Origin of the sequence: Myxococcus stipitatus DSM 14675 (genome assembly GCF_000331735.1) — a bacterium.
GTDB classification, from domain to species: domain Bacteria; phylum Myxococcota; class Myxococcia; order Myxococcales; family Myxococcaceae; genus Myxococcus; species Myxococcus stipitatus.
This window is the reverse complement of sequence record NC_020126.1, coordinates 8,174,917-8,197,848: the sequence shown is the minus strand read 5'-3', so window position 1 is coordinate 8,197,848 and position 22,932 is coordinate 8,174,917. Positions and strand designations below refer to the sequence as shown.

Annotated in this window: 20 protein-coding genes and 1 other RNA gene; 15 read left to right on the top strand and 6 right to left on the bottom strand. The window is 69.5% G+C overall.

The genetic code is table 11. The annotated features are described in order from the left end of the window. Positions 1-76 precede the first annotated feature (76 nt). Positions 77-1,360 (top strand): hypothetical protein, encoded by a 1,284-nt coding sequence (locus MYSTI_RS41130; RefSeq protein WP_015351866.1) that lies wholly within the window; start codon positions 77-79, stop codon positions 1,358-1,360. Positions 1,361-1,474: 114 nt separating this feature from the next. After that, the gene (gene murI / locus MYSTI_RS31470) at positions 1,475-2,287 is read left to right on the top strand and encodes a glutamate racemase (RefSeq protein WP_015351865.1); all 813 of its coding nucleotides are present in this window, start codon (positions 1,475-1,477) and stop codon (positions 2,285-2,287) included. A 19-nt stretch (positions 2,288-2,306) separates the two neighbouring features. Here the strand turns inward: murI and carF are convergent, their stop codons facing one another. Further along, positions 2,307-3,167: a plasmanylethanolamine desaturase gene (carF, locus tag MYSTI_RS31465; RefSeq protein ID WP_015351864.1), complete on the bottom strand. Its 861-nt coding sequence runs from the start codon at positions 3,165-3,167 to the stop codon at positions 2,307-2,309. 247 nt (positions 3,168-3,414) lie between these two features. Here carF and MYSTI_RS31460 point away from each other — a divergent pair, with 247 nt between their 5' ends. Further along, positions 3,415-3,972: a gliding motility complex assembly protein RomY gene (locus MYSTI_RS31460; RefSeq protein WP_015351863.1), complete on the top strand. Its 558-nt coding sequence runs from the start codon at positions 3,415-3,417 to the stop codon at positions 3,970-3,972. 23 nt (positions 3,973-3,995) lie between these two features. Here the strand turns inward: MYSTI_RS31460 and MYSTI_RS31455 are convergent, their stop codons facing one another. After that, positions 3,996-5,468 carry an SLC13 family permease gene (locus MYSTI_RS31455; protein WP_015351862.1) on the bottom strand — a complete coding sequence of 491 codons (1,473 nt, stop codon included), beginning with the start codon at positions 5,466-5,468 and terminating at the stop codon, positions 3,996-3,998. 122 nt (positions 5,469-5,590) lie between these two features. On the opposite strand from MYSTI_RS31455, the gene ftsE reads away from it, so the two are divergent. The 9 genes from ftsE to MYSTI_RS31410 all read left to right on the top strand — a co-directional run bounded on the left by ftsE (position 5,591) and on the right by MYSTI_RS31410 (position 16,050). Beyond that, positions 5,591-6,283, top strand: coding sequence for a cell division ATP-binding protein FtsE (ftsE, locus tag MYSTI_RS31450; RefSeq protein WP_015351861.1), 693 nt, complete (start codon positions 5,591-5,593; stop codon positions 6,281-6,283). Then, positions 6,280-7,182, top strand: a complete 903-nt coding sequence (locus MYSTI_RS31445) for a cell division protein FtsX (protein ID WP_015351860.1) — start codon at positions 6,280-6,282, stop codon at positions 7,180-7,182. The genes ftsE and MYSTI_RS31445 overlap by 4 nt, the downstream gene beginning before the upstream one ends. Further along, positions 7,179-8,303 carry a murein hydrolase activator EnvC family protein gene (locus tag MYSTI_RS31440; protein WP_015351859.1) on the top strand — a complete coding sequence of 375 codons (1,125 nt, stop codon included), beginning with the start codon at positions 7,179-7,181 and terminating at the stop codon, positions 8,301-8,303. Before MYSTI_RS31445 ends, MYSTI_RS31440 begins: the two co-directional genes overlap by 4 nt. 75 nt (positions 8,304-8,378) lie before the next feature. Continuing rightward, complete coding sequence (locus MYSTI_RS31435) at positions 8,379-9,239, top strand: alpha/beta fold hydrolase (protein WP_015351858.1); 861 nt, start codon at positions 8,379-8,381, stop codon at positions 9,237-9,239. A 55-nt stretch (positions 9,240-9,294) separates the two neighbouring features. After that, positions 9,295-10,671, top strand: coding sequence for a carboxyl-terminal processing protease CtpA (locus MYSTI_RS31430; RefSeq protein WP_015351857.1), 1,377 nt, complete (start codon positions 9,295-9,297; stop codon positions 10,669-10,671). A 92-nt stretch (positions 10,672-10,763) separates the two neighbouring features. After that, positions 10,764-12,695: a PEGA domain-containing protein gene (locus MYSTI_RS31425; protein ID WP_233278017.1), complete on the top strand. Its 1,932-nt coding sequence runs from the start codon at positions 10,764-10,766 to the stop codon at positions 12,693-12,695. 2 nt (positions 12,696-12,697) lie between these two features. Then, positions 12,698-12,982, top strand: coding sequence for a hypothetical protein (locus MYSTI_RS31420; RefSeq protein WP_015351855.1), 285 nt, complete (start codon positions 12,698-12,700; stop codon positions 12,980-12,982). A 233-nt stretch (positions 12,983-13,215) separates the two neighbouring features. Beyond that, on the top strand, positions 13,216-14,196 hold the full coding sequence (locus MYSTI_RS31415; protein ID WP_015351854.1) for a D-alanine--D-alanine ligase: 981 nt from the start codon (positions 13,216-13,218) through the stop codon (positions 14,194-14,196). 330 nt (positions 14,197-14,526) lie between these two features. Further along, positions 14,527-16,050: a cellulose synthase family protein gene (locus MYSTI_RS31410; RefSeq protein WP_015351853.1), complete on the top strand. Its 1,524-nt coding sequence runs from the start codon at positions 14,527-14,529 to the stop codon at positions 16,048-16,050. A 68-nt stretch (positions 16,051-16,118) separates the two neighbouring features. On the opposite strand, the gene MYSTI_RS31405 is transcribed toward MYSTI_RS31410, so the two are convergent. Next, on the bottom strand, positions 16,119-16,649 hold the full coding sequence (locus MYSTI_RS31405) for a hypothetical protein (protein ID WP_044281769.1): 531 nt from the start codon (positions 16,647-16,649) through the stop codon (positions 16,119-16,121). Positions 16,650-16,752: 103 nt separating this feature from the next. Between MYSTI_RS31405 and MYSTI_RS31400 the strand changes: the two genes are divergently transcribed. Further along, positions 16,753-17,823 (top strand): PEGA domain-containing protein, encoded by a 1,071-nt coding sequence (locus MYSTI_RS31400; protein ID WP_233278016.1) that lies wholly within the window; start codon positions 16,753-16,755, stop codon positions 17,821-17,823. A gap of 57 nt (positions 17,824-17,880) precedes the next feature. On the opposite strand, the gene MYSTI_RS31395 is transcribed toward MYSTI_RS31400, so the two are convergent. Next, positions 17,881-18,477 carry a hypothetical protein gene (locus MYSTI_RS31395; protein ID WP_015351850.1) on the bottom strand — a complete coding sequence of 199 codons (597 nt, stop codon included), beginning with the start codon at positions 18,475-18,477 and terminating at the stop codon, positions 17,881-17,883. Positions 18,478-18,529: 52 nt separating this feature from the next. On the opposite strand from MYSTI_RS31395, the gene MYSTI_RS31390 reads away from it, so the two are divergent. Further along, positions 18,530-20,302 carry a M1 family aminopeptidase gene (locus tag MYSTI_RS31390; protein WP_015351849.1) on the top strand — a complete coding sequence of 591 codons (1,773 nt, stop codon included), beginning with the start codon at positions 18,530-18,532 and terminating at the stop codon, positions 20,300-20,302. Between the two features lie 11 nt (positions 20,303-20,313). On the opposite strand, the gene ftsY is transcribed toward MYSTI_RS31390, so the two are convergent. Then, complete coding sequence (ftsY, locus tag MYSTI_RS31385) at positions 20,314-21,873, bottom strand: signal recognition particle-docking protein FtsY (protein ID WP_015351848.1); 1,560 nt, start codon at positions 21,871-21,873, stop codon at positions 20,314-20,316. Between the two features lie 69 nt (positions 21,874-21,942). On the opposite strand from ftsY, the gene MYSTI_RS31380 reads away from it, so the two are divergent. Next, on the top strand, positions 21,943-22,500 hold the full coding sequence (locus MYSTI_RS31380; protein ID WP_015351847.1) for a hypothetical protein: 558 nt from the start codon (positions 21,943-21,945) through the stop codon (positions 22,498-22,500). Between the two features lie 34 nt (positions 22,501-22,534). Here the strand turns inward: MYSTI_RS31380 and rnpB are convergent. Next, positions 22,535-22,929, bottom strand: an RNA gene (rnpB, locus tag MYSTI_RS41275) — RNase P RNA component class A. Between the last annotated feature and the right edge of the window lie 3 nt (positions 22,930-22,932).

Genomic DNA, 22,932 nt, shown 5'->3' with positions numbered 1-22,932 from the left:
ATAATTCCCGCAAGGGGTCGTCCGAGGTGATTGAAACGGGCCGAACACCTCATCACCCCAAGACAGGTTGCCCCTCATGAACTCCAGACTGCTGGTTGCATTCCTCTGCCTGGCGGCGGTCTCCTCCGGTTGTATCGTCCACGACAACGGCTTCGACGAGCCTGGCGATGTGACGTTCCGCTGGACCTTTGGTGGTCTGCGCTGCGACGAAGATCGCGACATCAAGGGCGTGAACATCACGATTCCCGGCGAGCGGCTGGCCAACGACGGCCGCTACCCGTGCCAGGCGAACAACTTCGACGGCATCGTGCTGCACGACTTCGAGCCGGGCACCTACAGCTTCAACCTGGTGGCCGTCAGCTATGCGGGCCGGGAGCTGTACGAGGTGAGCGGCACGTTCCGGGTGGATGGGGATGTGGTGGTGGACATCGACCTCACGCCCATCGGCGCCTCGCCGTCCTTCGCGTACATCAACTGGCTGTTCCCCAACGGTGACTCGTGCAGCAGGGCGGGGGTGGTCTCCGTGGAGGCTCGCGTGGATGGGGGCGAGTGGGCGCGCTTCGACTGCGCGCAGGGCTTCGGTGGCAACAGCATCAAGACGCCGTACCTGGACCCGGGCGAGCACAACCTGGAGCTGGTGGGGCTCGATGCGCAGCGCCGCACGCTCTACAGCCACGTGGGCCGCTTCTCGACCCGCTACGGTGAGCCGACGTCCTACACCGCCACGCTGCGCACCACCGCCAGCTTCGCGTCCATCCAGTGGGAGTTCGAGTCGGGGAGCAGCGCGGTGGGTTGCAGCCAGGCGGGCGTGGCGTCGGTGGATGCCCGCGTGGATGGGGGCCAGTGGGTGCGCTTCAGCTGCTCGGAGGGCCGCGTGGGGGCGGGTGTCACCACGCCGTCGCTCACCCCGGGGGACCATGACCTGCAGCTGGTCGCCATCGATGGGCAGGGGCGCCCCTGGTACCACTACACCGGGCGGTTCTCGGTGCGGTCCGGTGAGACGAAGACGGTGGTGGTGAAGATGTGGGTGATTGGCGGAGCGGCCGTCAAGTGGGAGCTGCGCTCGGGTGGCTCCGCGCAGAGCTGCTCCCAGGCGGGCATCTCCGAGGTGGCCATCAACTTCCGCGACGTCTTCACCAACGAGTGGGTGTACGGCATCGTCGGTGACCGCCACGGCTGCAACGACGCGCCGGTGGTCTTCGAGTTCCTCCGTCCGGGCCGCTACGAGGTGGAGATGAAGGCGCGGACGAGCAACGGCGTGGACTACTTCTCGGTGAGCAACAGCGTGTTCGTCGACATCGTGGGCCACCAGTTCCCGGGGCCGCAGAACGCGCTGCTCGTGTCGCTGTTCCCCCGCTAGCCCGAGCTCACTCGCTCGTGGGGTGAACAAGAGGGTCGGAGCCCCTGGCTCCGGCCCTCTTTGGCTTTGGGGCGGGCCGTGGTGTTGGCATCAAACGTGATAGGGACACCCGGCATGCGGCAAGCCAGCCACAGTCCCATTGGTGTCTTCGATTCAGGTGTCGGAGGGCTCACGGTCCTCAAGTCGCTCATGGAGCACCTCCCCCATGAGAGCACGGTGTATCTGGGGGACACGGCGCGCGTCCCCTACGGCACCAAGTCCGGCGAGGTGGTGACGCGCTACTCGCTGAAGAACGCGGAGTTCCTCCTCGAGCGAGGCATCAAGCTGCTCGTGGTGGCGTGCAACACGGCGTCGTCCGTGGCGCTGCCCGCGCTGGAGGCGGCGCTGCCCGTGCCGGTGGTGGGCGTGATTGGCCCGGGCGCTCAGGCGGCGCTGGCGCGCACGCAGGGCGGCGGCGTGGGGGTCATCGGCACGCAGGGCACCATCCGCTCCGGGGCCTACCAGCGCGCGCTCGAGGCCCAGGACCCACGGGTGAGGGTGAAGGCCCGCGCGTGTCCGCTCTTCGTGCCGCTGGCGGAGGAGGGGTGGACCACTGGGGATGTGCCCATGCTGACGGCGCGCGAGTACCTGGGCGAGTTCGCTCGGGACGGCGTGGACACCCTGGTGCTCGGGTGCACGCACTACCCGCTGCTCAAGGGCGTCATCCAGGAGGTGGTGGGGCCTCGGGTGGCGCTGGTGGACTCGGCGGAGGCCACCGCGCAGGCCGTCGTGACGCTGCTGGAGGGCTTGGACCTGCTGGCGCCCGCGACGAGCACGCCGTCTCACGCGTACTTCGTCACCGACGTGCCCGAGCGCTTCACCGAAGTGGGCGCCCGGTTCCTGGGCCGGCCCATCGCGAGCGCGGAGCAGGTGGACCTGAAGTTCTGACGCGGCCGGGGGCCCGCGCTCAGGACGGGCGCGTGGGGGCGGGCGCCGGCGCGGTGTCCTCGGTGGTGGCCTTGGTGAGCAGCTCCTTGGCCGCCTGGACGACGGGGGCCTGGGTCGCGCCCTGGACCGCCACCAGCGCCCGCGCGGCCTCGTCGCCGATGTCATCCTCGCGCGGCACCAGGCCGGTGACGCGGGTGACCAGGCGCTCCATCAGCGGGAAGAAGCTCACGGCGTTGAGCGGCCAGTTCAGCCAGCCCACGGTGATGCAGTAGTACTTGTTGAACGGCGCGGTGTGGTGGATGCGGTGGTGCGCCGGGGGCAGGATGAGGTGGATGCGCTGCAGGAAGCCGATGAGCGCCGGCGGCGAGTCCATGTGCGACCACTTGTGGAACTGGTTGGTCGCCATCACCCAGAAAATCATCGCGCCCAGGAAGCTGGCGCAGAACACCCAGCCGGAGTTGCTCAGCGGCATGGACACGGCGGCCACGGCCACGGGCAGGGAGATGAGGCAGTTGTTGCCGTTGGTCTCAACGAAGTCGTGGCGGGTGATGGCCTTCTCGTCGACGTGGTGCTCGCGGAAGGGCCGGATGAGGGCCTTGCCCAGGATGGGCATGTTCGTGGAGCCCCACGTGTCGCCCATCCAGTGGACGAAGCCGGAGACGAAGTCCGCGGCCAGATAGCCCAGGAGCACCGCGCTCAGCAGGAGCCACGGGCCGCCGTGTGGATTGGTGTACAGCCGGTACACCAGGAACAGCTCCAAGGCCATGAAGCTGACGATGGCGCCAATCTCCATGGCACGAATCGCGGGGGAGTAGCCCTCCGCCAGGGCTTGCGCGTCCTGGAGGCGGACCTGGGTCTTGATCTCGTTCGTCTTCTTCATCCGTGGAGTCCTGGACGTTGGCGCCGTTGATCAACGCACCCGCAGCCCTGTACGTACCCCAGTCGCTTTCGGCTTTTCAACGGACCGGAAGTTCGTGGTCGCACTGGAGGGCTGGCTGCGGGGCGGACGGGCGGTGGCCGCAAGAATTGCGTGGGTCCCAGGCGGGCAGGCGCCATGGCGGGACATGCGGGGTTGACGCTTACCTTGTGTCGTGGGGAAGCGACTGGTACGGTCCGCCCACTCGGCAATGACGAAAACCTTCGAGAAGGCCGTCACCGGCTTCAACCACAACATCAAGCACAAGGGGAAGGTCTACCACGTCCAGACCGAGGACTCGGGCGTCAACAATCCCCACATCATCACCCACCTGTTCGTGGGCGGGAACATCCTCGCGTCGAAGAAGACGTCCTATTCGGACATCCTCAACGCGGAGAGCCTGGCGGAGGTCGTCCGCGAGTTGATGGAGGAGCAGCACAAGGAGATGCTGCGAAACCTCATCAACGGCGTGTACGACAACTATGAGTCCACGGCCCGGCACTACCAGCCCGGTCAGCTCGCCACGGAGGCGGACTCCTCGCAGGTGAAGATGCAGCCCGGGCAGTCGATGGCGCCTCGTCCGCCGCCGCCCGTCGTCGTGCCCCAGCCTCCGTTGCTCCCTCCCGAGGTCGCCGCCGCGCGGGCCCTCAAGGAGAAGCCCAAGATCAACGAAGTGGGCGTGGAGACGCTGTTCGGAGAGGACCTCATCTCCGAGAAGAGCCTGGACGAGGTCATCCTCAGCTACCTGGCGGGCGAGGGCGAGCAGTAAGCCCCTGCGCGTGTCCTCCCCGGCTAGGGGAGGACCCACTGGACCCAGGTGGCCCCATAGAGCATCAACGCCAGGGCCGCCAGCGCGTCCAGGAAGATGCCCGTGCGCATCATCACCGGCAGGCGCACCACGCCGCTGCCGAAGACGATGGCGTTGGGCGGAGTGCCCGCCGGCAGCGCGAAATCACACGACGCCGCGAAGGTGCTCACCGCCAGCAAGGGCCGTGAGGCCGGCAGCACGTTGAGCATGACATTCGTGGTGGCGGTGTTGGAGGCGATGGCCGACAGCACGATGGTGGCGGTGGCGACCACGCCGTGCTGAGCGAGCACGGGCAGGGTCTCCAGCTCGGACAGCCGCGTGGTGAGCCAGGAGGCCAGGCCACTGGCCTCGATGCCCGCCGCCAGCGCGAAGCCTCCGCCGAGCAGCAGGAGGGTATCCCACGGCACCCGCTTCAGCGCCGCGAGCGACAGCCTCCCCATGAGAATCAGCGTGAGCGCGCCGAGCATCGCCACCGCGGCTTCGTAGTGCTTGCCGCCCAGCTTGAAGCCATTGAACGCGAGCGCGACCCAGGGCGCGAGCGCCTCCCGCAGCAGGTCGCCGAAAATCCACAGCACCGCGGCGGTGAAGAACACGAGCCCCACCGTGCGCTCTCCGGGGGAGACGGGGCCCAGCTGCGCCAGCTCCTGGGCGATGACCTCTCCGCCCTGGCCGGGGCCCATCTTGTCGCGGCGGCCCCAGCGCCACAGCACCGCCCACGTCAGCGGCAGGAAGATGAGGACGAAGGGGAGGGCGGCAATCATGTACTCGACGAAGCCCACGTCGCTGCCGAGCCGGCGCGACACCACGCCCGCGAAGACGGAGTTGGTGGGGCTGCCAATCTTGGTGCCGATGCCGCCGATGTTGGAGCCGTACGCCACCGCGAGCATCAGTGCCGCGCCGAAGTGCTGCAGGGGACGCCCCTCGGCGGCGCGGAGCTGGGTGAGCAGCGCCATGCCGATGGGCACCATCATCACCGCCGTCGCCGTGTTGGAAATCCAGAGCGACACGGCCGCCGTGGCCGCGAGCATCCCGAACAAGAGCCGCTCCGGCCCCGTGCCGACGGCGCGCATGATGAGCAGCGCGATTCTGCGGTGCAGGCCCCACTGCTCCATGCCCGCGCCCAGGGCCATGCCTCCCATGAAGAGGAAGATGTACGGGTCCAGGAAGGGCAGCACGGCGCGGCCCATGGCAATGGCGGGGTTCGCCGTGTCGAACACGCCCAGCAGGGGGAACAGCGCGACGGGGAGCACCGCGGTCCAGGCCATGGGGACGGCCTCGGTGAACCACCAGAGGGCCATCCACGCGGCGACCGCGGCGGCGGCGGCGGGACGGTCACCCAGGCCCGGCAGGGTGTGGAGTCCGGAGGGAATCCAGTAGATGAGCGCGGCGGCCAGGGGCCCCGCGAAGCGTCCCACCCACTGTCCCCTCGTCGCGCGCCGCTCGGGCTGCTCGCTCATATGGCGTGGCACCGTCGCACAGGTGATGCCGGGGGTGGGAGGGGAAAGCCCCGCCATCCGCCTGGGGTGCGTGGGGCGCTTCGGCCCGGCCGTGGTAGGTTGGACTCCTTCCGCGCCGCGCCATGATTCAATTCTTCCACGTCTACAAGGCGTATCCCGGCGATCCGCCAGTCCTCTCGGACATCAACCTCAGCGTGGAGAAGGGCGAGTTCGTCTTCCTCACGGGCCCGTCCGGCGCGGGGAAGACGACGCTGCTCAAGCTCATCTTCTGCGCGGAGAAGGCCACCAAGGGGCAGATTCTGGTGGGTGGCCGCAACATCGCCCGCATCCGCGAGTCCGCCGTGCCGTACCTGCGGCGAAACATCGGGGTGGTGTTCCAGGACTTCAAGCTGCTGCCGCACCGGACGGTGGAGGACAACGTGTCCTTCACGCTGGACGTGCTGGGCGTGCCGCGCGCGGAGGCTCGCGACAAGGTGCGGCGGATGCTGAAGCTGGTGGGCCTGGAGCACAAGGCGGACTCGTTCCCGCTGCGGCTCTCGGGCGGTGAGCAGCAGCGTGTGGTGATTGCGCGGGCGCTCGTGAACGACCCGACCATCCTGCTCGCGGACGAGCCCACGGGAAACCTGGACCCGGCGCTCACCGTCGAAATCATGGACCTGCTCACCCAGGTGAACATCCGAGGCACCACCGTGATTGTGGCCACGCACGACGCCACGCTGCTCTCGCGCTACCAGAAGCGCACGGTGCGCCTGGAGCGCGGGCAGATTGTCTCCGACGAGGACGGCGTCAAGGCGGCTCGGCGGATGGTCGTATGAGCGCGCTGGCGAAGACGCGGTACTTCTGGCGCTCGGCGGCAGTGGGGCTCAAGCACTCGCCCTTCGTGCACTTCATCGCGGTGACGACCATCGCGATCGCCTTGTTCGCCGCGGGCCTGGCGCGCAGCGGTGCACGGATGCTGGACAACCTGCTCGCGTCCCTGGGCGGCGAGGTGGAGGTGACGGTGTACCTGGCGCCGGAGCTGGGCCAGGACGAGGCCCACGGCGTGCGCACCCGGGTCGAGACCCTCAGCCGAGGCCAGGTGACGCTCATTCCTCCCGAGGCCGCGCTGGAGCGGCTGCGCGCGGAGCTGGGAGACCTGGGCGAGGCGCTGTCGGAGCTGCCGGAGAACCCGCTGCCCGCGGCGCTGGAGCTGCGGGTTCCTCCCGAGGAGCGCAACCCCGAGGCCCTCGAGGCCCTCTCCAAGGAGCTGCGCGCGCTGCCCGGAGTGTCCGGCGTGGACTACGGAGAGCAGGCCGTGGAGCGGCTGACGGCGATTGCCCGTGCGCTGCGCTTCGGTGCGCTGGTGGCCTTCATCGTGGTGCTGGGCGCCACCGTCATCATCGTCGCGGCCACGCTCCAGCTCGCCATCTACGCGCGGCGCGAGGAGATTGAAATCCAGAAGCTGGTGGGCGCCACGGACCGCTTCGTGAAGGCGCCCTTCCTGCTCGAGGGCCTCTTGCAGGGGCTCCTGGGCGCGGGGGTGGCGCTGTTGGGGTTGTGGGCCTTTGGCCGGTTGGTGGGGCCCACGCTGGGCTCTCTGTTCGCGTTCCTGCTGGGGCCGGGTGTGGCGGCGCCGTGGGTGGAGCCTCGGCTGGCGTTGGAGCTGGTGAGCGCGGGCTGTGGACTGGGCCTGGGCGGCAGCTTCGTCGCGGTGGGGCGCTTTCTTCGCGTATGAGCCGCGCCCTTGCCCTCGCCGTCGCGCTGGTGCTCCTGGGGCTTCCGGCGCGCGCGCAGAAGCTGGAGGAGGCGGAGCAGGCGGCCTTGCGCGAGAAGCTCGCCGCGCAGCGCGCGACGCTGGCGCTGGTGGAGTCCCAGAAGCTCAGCGTGCTCGAGGGGCTGGAGCTGATGGAGGAGATGGTGTCCTTCTCCCGTCGGCGCGTCCGGGCGCTGGAGTCGGACCTGGCGGTGTTCCGCAAGCGGGTCCTCCTGGCCGAGCGCGAAGAGGCCCTCCTGCGCGAGGCGCTGCGCGTCCAGCTTCGACGGCTGTCTCCGCGCCTGCGCACGCTCTACCGCGTCATGCGCCGCCGCCCGCTGGAGGTGCTGCTGTCCGCGGAGGACTTCGCCGCGCTCGTGTGGCGCGCCCGTGCGCTGGAGGCGAGCATGGCCGGCGACCTGGAGCTGCTGCGCGGCGTGCAACGCGTGGCGCACCTTCAGCGGCAGTCCACCCGGGAGCTGAAGCGACTGCAGACGTCGCTCGCCACGCGGGTCTCGTTCCTCCAGGAGCAGGAGCGGCTGGCTCGGGCGCAGCGCGAGGCGCTCGAGGAGGTGGTGGGCTCACTCGCGGGCGAAGCGGAGCTGGCGCGTCGCGCGGTGAAGGAACTGGAGCATGCCGACGCGGAGCTCACCCAGGTGGTGCGTGAGCTGAAGGAGGCGCCCGCGACACATGGCTTCGGCGCGCTTCGCGGCAAGCTGCCGCAGCCCACGCGCGGCATCGTCGAGGTGGGCTTCGGCAAGGTCGTCAACCCGCGCTTCAACACCGTCACCGTGCAGAAGGGCTTGGACATCCGTGCCGCCGCGGGGGCTCCCGTGCAGGCCGTGGCGGATGGCACCGTCGTCTACTCGGGCTCGCTCCGGGGCTACGGCAACCTGCTCATCCTCGACCACGGCGACGGCTACCACACGCTCATGGCCCACCTGTCCGCCATCACCCCGGGGCTCGGAGACGCCGTGGCCGCGGGCGAGGTCGTGGGCGAAGTGGGGGACACGGGCTCGCTCAAGGGCTCGTACCTCTACTTCGAGGTCCGCAAGGCCGGGCAGGCCGTGGACCCCGCACCGTGGCTGGCCCCAGTCCCCTGACGCGTTGCGGCAATCCGGCGCACGACTTGCTATCCTCCCGGGAGGACTCCCACGGCGAGAGGAGCGGTCGAGCGCATGGACCTCATGGGCGGAATGCAGAAGGCGGTGCGGCGGGTGCTGGTGGCCCGAGGTGTCCAGTCTTCGACAGTCGACGTGGGGGGCCAGTCTGTTCACTTCTATGCACTGAAGGGGCAGGGCAAGGGGCCGCCGGTGGTGCTGGTGCATGGGCTGGGCGGCTCGGCGAATGGCTTCGGGCGGACGTTCTTCGGCCTGGCCAGGCGCTTCTCTCGGGTGATTGCGCCGGACCTTCCGGGCCATGGCTTCTCCACGGAGTACTGCGGCGGTCAGGTCTGCGTGCGCAACCAGTTCGAGGTGCTGCGCGCCTTCGTGGAGCAGGAGGTGAAGCAGCCCGCCTTCGTCGTCGGCAACTCGCTGGGCGGGGCCATGTCCGTGAATCTGGCGGCGGAGCAGCCCCAGTGGGTGCGCGCGCTGGCGCTGGTGGCTCCAGCGGGCGCGGAATTGCCGGCCGAGGAGAACACGGCGCTGCTCAACGCGTTCACGGTGCGCACGCCCGCGGAGGCTCGCGCCTTCACGCGTCGCTTGTTCCACCAGGCGCCGCTGCCGGCGCTGCTGCTCGCACCCGAGCTGACCCGCTTCTACGACACCCCGACGGTGAAGGCGCTCACCGCCGAGGTGATGGCCACTCGGCTCAGCCTGGAGCCGCAGGCGGTGCGCAACCTGTCGATGCCGGTGCTGTTCCTCTGGGGTGGCAGTGAGCGGCTGTTGCCCTCGCGCTCGCTCGACTGGTTCCGCGCGAACCTGCCCGCGCATGCGCAGGTGCGCGTGGTGCAGGGATTCGGTCACGTGCCCCAGATGGAGCGTCCAGACGAGCTCGTGTCGCACCTGGTGCGTTTCGCCGATGCGTCCGAGCTCTGAGGGCTGGGTATAGACTGGGTCGCCCTTCGAGCTTCTCGCGAAAGGACGTACCGACGTGACGGGTCTCACTCAGCCGTGGCGCGTGGCGTTGGCCGCGCTCATCCTCGTGTCCGGACCCTCGGCCGCCGATGAGAAGAAGGACGCGGGGCCTCAGGCGCCCGCGTCGTCCTCGGAGCGGGCGGAGAAGGGCGACGCCACCTACCGCCAGCTGGAGACCTTCGCCCGCGTGCTCTCCTACGTGGAGAACAACTACGTGGAGCCGCCGAACCAGGAGCGGCTCATCTACGGCGCCATCCAAGGGATGCTCGACACGCTGGACCCGCACACCGTCTTCATGCCTCCGGAGGTCTTCCGCGAGATGAAGATTGATACGTCGGGCGAGTGGGGTGGGCTCGGCATCGAAATCGCGCGCAAGAACGACCGCATCATCGTCGTGGCCCCCATCGACGACACGCCCGCGGCGCGCGCGGGGCTCAAGGCGGGCGACGAGCTGGTGGGCATCGACGGCGAGAGCACGCGCGGCATGGACGTGGGGCGGGCGATGCAGAAGATGCGAGGCCCCGCGGGAGGACGCGTGCTCCTGAGCATCCTGCGTCAGGGCTTCAGCGCGCCGCGCGAAATCGCCATCATCCGAGACCACATCCGCATCATCTCCGTGGAGGGCGAGCTCTACGGCGGCATCGGCCACGTGAAGGTGAAGAACTTCCAGGAGCGCACGGACCAGTACCTGCGCAAGGAGCTGGACCGGCTGCGCGGCCTCAACGGCGGCAAGGAGCTGCGCGGCCTGGTGCTGGACCTGCGCAACAACCCCGGTGGCCTGCTGGACGAGGCCGTGGCGATGAGCGACCGGTTCCTCCCCGGCAACCTGCCCATCGTCTTCACGCGAGGCCGTGACGGCCGCAACTCCACCGAGGAGCGCAGCAAGGACCGCGACACGGAGAAGAATTATCCGGTGGTGGTGTTGGTGAACGGTGGCAGCGCCTCCGCGTCGGAAATCGTGGCGGGCGCGCTCCAGGACCATGGCCGGGCCACGCTGATGGGCTCGCCCACCTTCGGCAAGGGCAGCGTCCAGACGGTCATCGAGCTGGAGGATGGCTCGGGCTTGAAGCTGACCATCGCGCGCTACTACACGCCCAAGGGCCGCAGCATCCAGGAGCGGGGCATCACCCCGGACTACGTGGTGCCGGACGAGCCAGGGGCCAAGCCGGGACGCGAGGCGCCTCGCGAGAAGGACCTCCAGCGTCACTTCCGCGCGGAGTCCTCCGCCACGAGCGAGCCCGCATCTCCCGCGCCGCGGGGCCCGCCGGAGAACCTGCCCAAGTGGGAGACCACCGCAGCGCTGAAGGACTACCCGCTCAAGGTCGCGCTCGAGTATCTCCATGGCCTCTCGGCTGCTCCAGGGCGGCCTCCGGCACGAGCTGAGGGTCGGTAGGGACTCCTTCCCCCTTGCTTTTCGCCGCGACCTCCGTTTGATGGCGGACGGACAAAGGTGACCGAGTGATGCGACCTTCGAGCAATCGCGCGATGCACGCGGCTCTCAGCGGATGGTTGGTGGGCATGTTGGCCGTGGGGCCCGCCGCCGCGCAGACGAGCCTCCCTCTTCGACTGACGCCCAGGGCGGTGCCCACCGCCGCGCCGTCCTCCGTGACGGTGGTGGCCATTCCGCTGGACGCGGCGTCCCGCACGGAGGCCGCGCGGCTGGCGTACTGGGCCGAGCAGTCCGTGGCGCGCTCCGGCCGGCTGGAGTTGGTGCGCCTGTCGGAGGCGCTGGACGCGAAGGGCAAGGCGGCGCGCGAGGCCAAGGCGGCCGAGGGCGCCGAGGCCATGAAGGAGGGCCAGCGCGCGTACGACGAGCTCGACACGCAGAAGGCGCTCCAGCAGTTCGAGGCGGCGGCGCGTGCGTTCGAGGCGAGCGACATGTCGCGCAACTTCGGCGAGCTCTCCCGTGCGCGCGTGATGAAGGCGGCCTCGCAGGTGGCCAACGGCGAGAACGCGGCGGCGCAGTTGGAGATTCGCGCGGTGCTGGCGGTGGACCCCCGGGCCCAGTTCTCCCCCAACTTCTTCCCGCCGGATGAGATGGCCTTCGTGGAGAAGGAGCGCAAGGCGGCGCTCGCGGGCTCCTCCGGGGCGCTGACGGTGCGCACGGAGCCGGTGCCCGCGCAGGTGTACGTCGACGGCCACTTCAAGGGCGTGTCGCCCGTGGAGCTCAAGGGGCTGACGGCCGCGGACCACTTCGTGACGGTCATGGCGCCGGGCTACGTGATGGAGCAGAGCCGGGCGCGCGAGGGTGACACCGCGCTCACGCTTCCCCCGTCCGAGTCCGTGCGCAGCCTGCAGTCCATCTCCGACCGCGTGACGCGCAAGTCCGAGGAGCTGGAGCGGGACGTGGCGCTGCGCGAACTGGGGACGCTCGCGGGAGTGTCCCAGGTGCTGGCCCTGCTGGTTCGTGGCGGCACGGGCACGGCTCCGCTCCAGGTGACGGGCCTGCGGCTGGAGGTCTCCGACGGCCACAACCTGGCCTATGCCGTGGGCGCGGTGCCCGCGGGTGAGGCCATGGCGACGGGCTCCGATGCGTTCCTGTCCTCGCTGGTGGGCACCGATGCGACGCGCCTCGCGGGCAACAAGCCGGTGACGCACTTCGCGAGCGAAGGGGGCTCCAACCGCAAGACGATGGGCTACGTGATGATGGCCACGGGTGTGGCGTTGCTGGCGGGCGGCATCTACTTCGGCATGGAGGCGTCCTCGAAGGAGGATGACTTCCGCCGCGCGCCCCAGACGAGCGCTCGCGCCAAGGACTTCAGGGATACGGGCAAGACGTACGCGCTGGTGGCGGACATCGGCCTGCTCACGGGTCTGGTCTCCGCGGGCCTGGGCAGCTACTTCGCGTTCTCGGGCGGTGGGGGAGGAGGGAGCTCCAGCTCCAAGTCCACTCCGGCGCCCGCGCCCGCGCCCCGGCGCTCGCGGTCCACGCCTCCGCCGGCCAAGACCGAGCCCCAGAAGGACCCGCTGGCCATGCCGCCCCCGCCCAAGGGGACGAAGCCGATGAACGACTCGCTGCCCATGCCGCCGCCTCCGCCCGCCTCCAAGGCGACGTCCGAGTCGAAGCCCGCGCCCGAGTCGAAGCCCGCGCCCGCCGCCAAGGCCACGCCCGAGCCGAAGCCCGCGCCGGCGGCCCCCGCGCCCGAGCCCGTCGTGGTGCCCGCGAAGGCGGCCGACACGCGCCGCTCCCGCGAGGACGACGCCGCGCAGCGAGAAGAGGAGCTGCGCAAGCGGCGTGAAGAGGTGGAGCGGCAGCGCCGTGAGCTGGACGAGCGCCGCAAGAAGGAAGAGGCCGAGGCGAACGCCAAGCGCCAGCGCGACGAAGAAGACAAGCGCAAGCGCGAGGACGATTCCAAGCGCAAGGATGAAGAGAAGAAGCGGCCGTCCCTCGACGAAGACGATCTCCGGAATTACTAGCCATGCGCCGTCCCTTCCGTTTCCTCATTCCCTTTGCGGCCCTCTCCCTGGGCCTGTCCGCGTGCAGCCTGCTCGTCGACTTCGACGAGGAGGGACAGCCGTGTGACGACAGCAACCAGTGCCTCACCGGCTATGCCTGCGAGGAGGAGAAGTGCGTCGCCGACGGCACCGCCGTTGTCCCGGACTCCGGCTCGGATGCCGGGAGTGACGCGGGCTCGGATGCCGGGAGTGACGCGGGCTCCGACGCGGGCTCGACCCCCAGCACGCGCAGTGACTCCGGCGGGTAGCTGACGCGCGGGTCCAGGGGCTGCGCCGCCACGGGCGGTCATTCCTACAGCCCTGGGCCCCGCGTGGTCGTCGGGCCGCGCCGTGTCCTCGGAGACACGGCCGCCCGTCCGCCTGTCGTTGTCGCAAACCCTCGTTTCCACGAGGTCCGCCGCCGCGTCCGAGGCCTCACCGCCCCCACCGGCCTGGTTGGCATCCGACGTGCTCTGTCGCGAGCCCAGGAGGCTTCATCGACATGGGCAAGCGCGTCGGAGTGCTGATGGGTGGCTGGGGCGAGGAGCGGGAGATTTCGCTCAAGACGGGAGAGGCCGTGGTGGCGGCGCTGGAGTCTCGAGGCCACCAGGTCACCCGGGTGTTCGCCGGGCCCGGGCTGGACCGGGCGCTGCGCTCCGCCGAGCTGGACGTGGCCTTCATCGCGCTGCATGGACGCATGGGCGAGGACGGCCGCGTGCAGGGGCTCCTGGAGCTGTTGGAGCTGCCCTACACGGGCTCGGGCGTGCTGGCGTCGGCGCTGGCGATGAACAAGCCCGTCGCCAAGAAGCTCTTCCGGCTGCACAACCTCCCCACGCCCCAGGGCTACCGCGTGGGCCGCGACGAGGCAGTGGCTGCGCTCACGCTGCATGGCGACCTGGGCTTCCCGTGCGTGGTGAAGCCCGCGTGCGGGGGCTCGTCGGTGGGGCTGTCCGTCGTGCGCGAGCCGGAGGCGCTGGTGCCCGCGGTGGCCCAGGCGTGCCGCTTCGGCGGTGAGGCGCTGGTGGAGCGCTTCGTGTCCGGGCGCGAGGTGACGGTGGGGTTGCTCGGCGGGAAGGTGCTGGGGAGCTGCGAGGTGGCCTCACCTCGCGAGAGCTTCGACTTCGACGCCAAGTACAAGGGCGGCTCGCGCTACTTCCTGCCGCCCCGCCTGTCCGCCACGCGCGTGGCCAACGTGGAGGCGCTGGCGCTCGCCGCGTACCGCGCGCTGGGATGCCGCGGGTATGCCCGCGTGGACCTGCTCTGCTCGGACACCGACAACGACGTGGTGCTGGAGGTCAACACGCTGCCGGGCTTCACCCCCACCAGCATCCTGTCGAAGATTGCCGCCCATGCCGGGCTGGACTTCCCGGAGCTCGTCGAGCGCATCCTGGCGCTGGCGACGCGCGACGAGGCGGGTGTCCTGGATGCGCCTGTTGTCGCCCCCGCTCCCACTGTCCTGGAGCCCCATCGCGCGGTGAGCTGACCTTCCAGGTAGTCCTCCCCCTGGCGCCGTTTCAGCCCCGGCGCCATCCCCGCAGCAGCCCTGTATGCCAGGGTGACGCAAGGTGTCACAGAGACCCTGAACGGAACGTTCAAATTCGGGGAATAATTTGACACACCCTTGACGCCTCCCTATTGTCCGGCGCCGATCTGTTCCCGAACGTCAAAGTCTTGTCTTTTCGGGTACATAGGAGACGGGGGCTCAGCGGACCCATGAGGCGGCGGTTCGGTGTGAGACGGGATTTTCCGCAGCCGCCACGCATGGAAGGACCGCGGGCCACGGGGGCCGTGCGGGAGGGGCTGAGCGTCACCGATGACCACCGTTGAGATCATCTTCCTGGGCGTCTATTTCAGCGTCCTGTGCGTGCTGGCGGTCTACGGCTCGCACAGGTACCGGATGGCGTTCCTTTACTACCGGCACAAGTTCAAGCTGCCGACGCCCAAGAGCCCTCTGAAGGAGCTTCCTCGCGTCACCATCCAGCTGCCCATCTTCAATGAGATGTACGTGGTGGAGCGGTTGGTGGAGTCGGTGTGCCGCATCGACTACCCACGCGAGCTCTTGGAAATCCAAGTCCTCGACGATTCGACGGACGAGACGTGCGGCATCGCGCGTGCGTGCGTGGAGCGTCATCGTCAGAAGGGCCACGACATCGTCTACATCCACCGCGTCAACCGCGAGGGCTTCAAGGCGGGCGCGCTGGAGAACGGCCTGAAGACGGCGCGCGGCGAGTACGTCGCGGTGTTCGACGCGGACTTCGTTCCGAGCCCTGACTTCCTTCTGCGCACGGTGCCGTTCTTCTCCGACGCGAAGGTGGGCATGGTGCAGGTGCGCTGGGGCCATCTCAACCGTGAGTTCTCCATCCTCACGCAGGCCCAGAGCATCTTCCTGGACGGCCACTTCATCATCGAGCACACGGCGCGCAACCGCTCCGGCTGCTTCTTCAACTTCAACGGCACCGCGGGCATCTGGCGCCGCGACACCATCGCCGACGCGGGTGGCTGGCAGCACGACACGCTGACCGAGGACCTGGACCTGAGCTACCGCGCTCAGCTCAAGGGCTGGCAGTTCGTGTTCCTCCCGGAGGTCATCTCCCCGGCGGAGGTGCCGGTGGACATGAACGCCTTCAAGAGCCAGCAGCACCGCTGGGCCAAGGGCTCCATCCAGACGGCGAAGAAGCTCCTGCCCACCATCCTCAAGAGCCACCTGCCGCTGGCCGTCAAGCGCGAGGCGTTCTTCCACCTCACCAACAACATGGCCTACCTGTTGATGGTGCTGCTGTCGGTGCTGATGCCCATCAGCATGGTGGTGCGCTTCCAGCATGGCCTGTACGGCACGCTCTTCCTGGACCTGCCCTTCTTCGTCTCCGCCACGGCGAGCGTGTGCTTCTTCTACGTGGCCGCGCAGCGGGAGCGGGGCGTGACGGGCTGGGAGCGGGTGAAGTACCTGCCGTTCCTGATGAGCCTGGGCATCGGCCTGGCCATCAACAACGCCAAGGCGGTGGCGGAGGCGCTGCTCAACCAGCAGTCGGGCTTCGCGCGCACGCCGAAGACCGGTGCCGAGGGCAAGAAGGTCAAGGCGGTGAAGAAGACGTACCGCGGCAGCAAGACGCTGATGCCGGTGGTGGAGCTGCTCTTCGCGGCGTACTTCACCGGGGCGCTGTGGTTCGCCATCGACGCTCGCATCTACACGTCGGTGCCCTTCATCGTCCTGTTCCAGGCGGGCTTCCTCTACGTGGGCATCTCCAGCCTGCTGCAGGGCTTCGCGGGCCGCATGAAGATGTCCGATGCGGGGACCTCGGTGAACCCCGCCGACGAGCAGGCCCGTCGCGCGGCCTGAAGTCGAGCCTCCTCGGCCTGTGTCGCGCCCCCTTCGAGGGGCGGGATGCACGAGGAGGCCGCCGTTCCTCAGGGGCCCGCGTCGGGCGGGTCCCTGAGCAGCACCTGCTTCAGCCTCACGGGTGGGGGTCCTGAGCGGGATGGCTGGCAGCCTTCGTCAATGGACGTGCTGGCCACCGCGCGCAGCGTGAGGCCCGCGTCCTCGCACGCCACCAGTTCCGTGGGGAAGGTGACGGGGCAGGGCGCTCCGGAGCCGGTGAAGCCCGTGGCGCGTGTCTCACCCACGAACCCCTCGGGTGTCCGCTGAAGCACGATGGAGGAGGCGCTCGACTCGGGCGGCTCCGTGCCTCCGTCCTCCGTCGTGCGGGCTCGCAGCACCGTGAGCGACAGCGTCCCGCCATCATCCTCGCCGTGGTAGCGGAAGGCGGGGTTGTCCGCGTGGTGATACTCGCCTGCCTGGCTGCTTTCACAGCCGGGAGGGACTCGCACGGGAGGTGGAGGTGGGGCACGCGTCTCCAGGGTGGGTGGCACCGTGGCATGACACGCCGTGAGCCAGACAACACTGAAGCCAAGGGCGAACGAGGGCAGGGCACGGTGCATGGGCGCGGATATTGGCCGAAAGAGCCAGGGAGCGGGACTTCGTTTGATTCCCCTCGAGCGACTCTCTAACCTTCGGCCCGTCATGAGCATTCGACGCCTCGTCATGTTTTCCTTGGTGGTCGTTCTGGCGGCTCCCTCCTCCGCGTTCGCGCAGGATGACTTGCTGGCTCCCCTCACGCCGTCGAAGTCCGCGAAGCCCAAGGCGGGCAAGACGAAGGTGGTGAAGAAGAAGAAAGCCGAGAAGGTGTCGAAGAAGCCCTCGCGCACCAAGTCGGGAGCCACGGCGAAGGGCACGCGCAAGCAGAACACGCCGCCTCCGGATGACAGCCTGCTCGCGCCGCTGGCGCCCGTGAAGACGGAGCTCGCGGTGTTCATCGCCGGCAACGTGCGTGGCGCGCGCTGGTCGCTGGATGGCCGCGAGATGGGCACGCTGACGTCGGCGCCGGTGCCGCTGACCGTGACGCCCGGCGAGCACACCGTCGTGGTCCGCAAGGCGGGCTACGCGGAGTTCTCGCGGCGGCTCGACGTGAAGGAGGGCTCGCAGGCGGAGGTGAAGGTCTCGCTGGATGCCACCATGGGCTTCGCGCGAGTGCTGGCCGACGTGGCGGGCACGGTGGTCGTGGTGGATGGCGTCGAGGTGGGCACGGTGCCGCTGAGCGACCTCATGCTCCGCCCGGGCTCGCGTGAGATCGAGTTCCGCGCGGAGGGCTACAAGCCGGACGTGCACAACATCAACGTGCTGGCCGGGACGACCTACGAGGTGACGGGCCGGATGCGGCCGGCGGTGGATACGACGACGGTGGCCAGCGCCACGCCCCGCACGGACACGCCGCGCAGCACGGTGTTGGACCCGTCCAGGAGCGCCGTGGACGAGACGTCTCCCGCGCTGGCGTTCAACGACGAGGGCATCCCGGACGACCCTGAAGTGGAGGGCTCCAGCAGGCCTTGGTACGGCCGTTGGTATGTCTGGGCCGGCGTGGGCGCGGTGCTGGCGGCGGGCGCGGTGGGCGCGGTGATGGCCACGCAGGACCCGACGCTCAATCAGCCTGATCGCGCGAGCCTGTGTGCTCCCGCACGCGAATGTGACGCCTACTTGAAGGGCGGTGCGGACGCGAACAAGGGCCGCGGCGCGGGCGTCTTCCCGACTCCCGCCATGGGTGGCGTGAGGTTCTGACCCGCGGGGAGCAAGGCCGCGCTCGCATCGACTGGCGAGCGCGGTCCGTCGAGTGGCTCAGTTGCCGCGCAGGTCGTCTTCGACGGCGCGCGGTGCCTCGGCGGAGAGCACCAGGTACACGTCCGACACACGGCCCACGCCCCACGAGTCCAGGATGGTGACTCGGATGCGGAAGGGGTCGGATTCGGGGAGCAGCTCGGTGATGTCGATTTCGCCCGGCTCGAAGCTGAAGGCGCGGCGTCCCAGGTTGTCCACCAGCTCCTTGCCCATGTGGACGCTGTCGGTGAAGCCGACGATGGCGCGGCGCTTCACGGTGTTCTGTGCGTCCAGCACTTCCAGCAGCATGAAGTTGTCCACGCTGAAGCCGAGCTTGCCCGTCGCATCGCCGTAGAGCCGGGCGCGTTGCCCGTCGCGACGCAGCACGGCCGTCTCGCCGAAGGTGACGACGCGTGGCGTGCGCTCACCTTCCTCGGTGTCCACCTCGAGGTCGTCGCGCACCTTGTCGAAGGTCGCCGTCTCCTGCGGGGGCGTGTCCACCACGAGCCGGACGGAGCGGGGTGTGGAGGAGACGGAGGCGGTCGAGGACGCGGGGACGTTCCGCGCACACGCCATCCATCCCAGGGCAGCGGCCAGGAGAATCGTTCGAGGGTGCATGTCCCCGCAGGCTAGACGAGCCGTGGTGTTCCAGGTCAATTAGCATGCGCGCATGCGGACGCTCCTGCCTTGCCTGGTGTCGTGGTGCGTGCTCGTCGGGCTGGATGCCCGCGCCGAGCTCCCCCCGGAAGTGCAGCTGAGCCTGCAGCACCTCAAGCCCGCCGAGCGGGAGCGGGCCGCGAAGGTCCTGGGGCCGCTGGACGAGCTGCCGCGCTACCGGGTGCAGCTGGACGTGGACCCTCTTGCTCGCGAGGCCAAGGGGCGTGTCCAGGTGGAAGTGCTGGCCAAGGACAAGCCGCTCACGGAGCTGTACCTGCGACTCACCCCCAATGCGCGCAACAGCCGGCGGGTGGTGCTGTCCGACGCGCGGCTGGGGCTCGAGCCCATCATCCTGGAGCAGCTGGAGCCTTCGCTGTATCGCCACCGCCTCGCGGAGCCCGTGCCACCGGGCGCGGCGGCGGTGCTCGACGTCGCCGTGCGCGCGGTGGTGCCCAAGGCCGAGAAGTCGGGAGGGATGCTCCTGGGTGGGGGAGGGAAGAGCGCCGGAGGTGACCACGGTGCCTTCTCCGCCACGGAGGACTTCATCAGCCTGGTGGGCGTCATCCCGCAGGTTCCGCCGCTGGATGACAAGGGGCGGCCCTGGGCGGGGCCGCAGGGCATTGGCGACCTGGCGCTGTATGCGCCCTCGCATGTGCTGGCCTCCATCCTCGTGCCCGCGGGCTGGGTAGTGCACACCCCCGGCGCGGCGATGGGCGAGGTTCCCGAGCGCGATGGCCGCGTGCGCTTCTCCTTCGCCGCGGGCGCGGTGCGCGACTTCCCCATCCTCGTCTCGAAGGGCTACGAGGTGGCCACGGCCACGGTGAATGGCGTCACGGTGGAGAGCCACTTCGCGGCGAGGGACCGCGAGGTGGGCGAGCGCGTGTTGAAGTACGCCACGTCGGCGTTGGCGGAGTTCGAGAAGCGCCTGGGGCCGCTGCCGTACACGCACTTCCGCGTGGTGGAGGCGCCGCTGACGGGGGGGGCGGGGGGCATGGAGTTCCCCGGACTCATCACCGTGGCGACCTCGCTGTATCGCGGCGCGGAGGACCCCTTCAGCCTCGTGGGCGACCAGGTGAATGTGGCGCAGTTGAAGGAGGTGCTCGAGGCGCTCGGGCCCCTGGGGGACGCCCCCTTCGCGCAGCTGAGCAAGACGCTGGAGCGCGCGCTGGAGTTCACCGTCGCGCACGAGGTGGCGCACCAGTACTTCGCGGGCCTCGTGGGCTCGGACCCCATTCAGTCGCCCGTGGTGGACGAGTCGCTGGCCCAGTACGCCGCGCTGCTCTACATCGAGTGGAAGCACGGCAAGTCCGTGGCCGAGTCGGTGCGGCGCGACGTCCTGGTCTCCACGTACCACATGTACCGGATGTCGGGCGGCGAGGACGGCCGCGCGGACCGGCCCGTGGGGGACTTCAGCGGAGAGACGGAGTACGGCGCGCTCGTCTACTCCAAGGCGCCCCTGCTGCATCACGCCTCACGCAAGCTGGTGGGGGACACCGCCTTCTTCCAGGGACTGCGCTCCTACGTGGACACGTACCGCTTCAAGTGGACGTGCAAGGAGTGCTTCACGCAGGAGCTGGCGAAGGCGAGCCCGTCGAATGCGAAGGCCCTGACGCGCCTGCGCGTGCGCTGGTGGCAGGAGGCCCATGGGGATGACGACCTGGGCCTTCCCGACCTGGACTCGGTGATGGGCACGCTGGGCGCGGGCAGGGGCTTGGGGGTGGATGAGTTGGACCCGCAAGCCAAGGAGCTGCTGGAGACGCTGCTGCCCTCCCTGTTGGGACAGTGAGGGCGGGCGCGTTACTCGAAGAGGGCCTCGACGAACTCGCGCGGCTCGAAGCGGCGCAGGTCCGCGACCTTCTCGCCCACGCCGACCCAGAGGACAGGGAGCTTCAGCTCGTCGCAGATGCCGATGATGACGCCGCCCTTGGCGGTTCCGTCCAGCTTCGTCAGCGCGATGGCGGTGACGCCCACGGCCTCGTGGAACTGCTTGGCCTGCTGAATCGCGTTCTGCCCGTTGGTGGAGTCCAGCACGAGCAGCACCTCGTGGGGCGTGCCCGGCATGGCCTTGTCCATGACGCGCTTGACCTTCTTCAGCTCCTCCATGAGCGGGGCCTTGGTGTGGAGCCGGCCGGCCGTGTCGGCGATGACCACGTCCGCGCCCTCGGCCTGGGCCTTCTTCACCGCATCGAAGATGACGGAGCCCGGGTCTCCGCCCTCGACGCCCTTCACGAGCTGCGCCTTCGCGCGCTCCGCCCAGACGTCGAGTTGCTCGGTGGCGGCGGCGCGGAACGTGTCACCCGCGGCCAGCACCACCTTCTTCCCCTCGCTGGTGAGCTTCGCGGCCAGCTTGCCGATGGTCGTCGTCTTCCCGGCGCCGTTGACGCCCACGACCATGACGACGTGCGGAGGACCTCCGCCCTCCAGCGTGCGGGGCACGGGCAGGTCGACGATGCGCGCGACCTCCGTGCGGATGAGGTCCTTGATGCGCTCGGAGTCCTTCAGCTCGCTGCGCTTGAGTTTCTCGCGCGCCACCTCGACGAGGTTGCTCGCGGTGCGCACGCCGATGTCCGCCGTGAAGAGAATCTCCTCCAGCTCCGCCAGCACGGACTCGTCCACCTGGCGCTGCTGGCCGAACAGGCCGTTGAGCCGGGCCATGAAGCCCTGGCTCCGCGTCTTGTCCAGGCCCTGCGACAGCGTGCGGCCCGCCTCCGCGTCGACCTTGGCGCGGGCGGCGGCCTCCTCCGCGCGGCGAGCCTCCTCGACGGCGGCGGCCTCCTGGGCGCGCTGCTCGTCCATGAGGCGCTGGGCCTCGGCCTGCTCCCGCTTGCGCCGCTCCCGGGCCTCCTCGTCGGCGGCCTTCTTCGCGCGGTACTCGGCGCGCTTCTCGTCCTCCTCGCGCTCCTTGAGGGCGCGGGCCTGCTCCTCCAGCCGGGTGCGCTCGCTGGCGTCGGTGCTGGACCTGGCGGCGCGGGCGGCCTCCTCGCGCTGACGGGCCAGCTCCTGGGCGCGGGCATGGGCCGCATCGACCTCGCGCAGCCGGGCGGCCTCCTTCTCCGACGGCGGCAGCTCCACGCGCAGCTCGGGCCGCGCGGCGGGGAGCTGCTGCTGCTCCGGGACGGGGGCCGCTGGCTTCTTGCCCGGCTCGGGCGCGCGCTTGCGGAAGAAGAGCTTGCGGGCCGCGAGCACCATCAGCAGGACGAAGAGGGCGGCGCCGCCGATGCCCACCGCGTCGTTCGCGGAGAAGCCGTCCGAGGGGGGCGTGCCCGTCCCCGGCTGCGAGGTTTCCCCACTGGGAGCGGGGGAGGGGGCGGGCGGCACCTGCGCGGCCAGGGCGTCGAGGGCGTTGGGCGTCTTCATATGCGCGGCTCCGCATACACCAACACGCCGGTGGATGCAGCGCCCGTGGCCGAGTAGAACCGGCGGGCCATGCGCTTCAAGCTCCCCACCGTCGTGCTTTCGTCGGTCCTCCTGCTGGGCAGTGCCTGCATCGTCGAGGCCCCCGGGGGCACGAGCCCCGAGCAGCGGCGCGCCGCCACCGTCACCCAGATTCCCCCGCTGTCCGTGCGCAACGGCGCCAACCTGGGTCGCAAGGTGGAGCTGGTCGCCGCCACCGTCCAGCCCGGACGGCTGACGCCCGGTGAGCGGGCCACCGTCACGGTCTACTTCAAGGTGTTGGACACCCTGGAGGAGGACTACCTCATCTTCGTCCACGTCGAGGACGTGGGCGGGCGCATGGAGCGGATGAACGTGGACCACAAGCCGGCGAACGGCCTGTTGCCCACGTCCCAGTGGAAGCCCGGGGAGACGGTGAAGGACGAGTTCTCCATCTACATCCCCTCGAATGAGAGCCCGAAGGCGCTCAACATCTGGCTGGGGCTGTGGGACCCGAGGACGGACTCGCGTCTGGCGCTGACCAATCCGGACCAGGTCCGCAATGACGGCCGCAACCGCATCCTGCTCGCACAGGTGCCCGTGGCGCAGTGATGCGCGGCGGGCCCGGGAGGGGATGAGGGAAAAGCGTCGGAGTGGCTCGTAAGCCGAGTTCTGTCCCCACCCCTTTCGGGATGGGTGATGAACATTCATCTAGGGCCCTGGTTGCCCAGGGGCCTCATCAGCGAGCAACCCGAGCGCATGGGACGGGCAATCCTTGTCCCCCGGACGGCGGGGACACGCTCCTATTGGCTCTTGCTCCAGGTGGGGTTTACCGTGCCGCCCGAGTCACCCCGGGCGCGGTGCGCTCTTACCGCACCGTTTCACCCTTACCCGCCCCTTGCGGAACGGGCGGTCTGTTTTCTGTGGCACTTTCCTGCGAGTCGCCTCGACTGGCCGTTAGCCAGCACCCTGCCCTATGGAGCCCGGACTTTCCTCCCGCCACCCATGACTGCAGTGGCCGGCGTTCATCTGAGCCACTCCGAC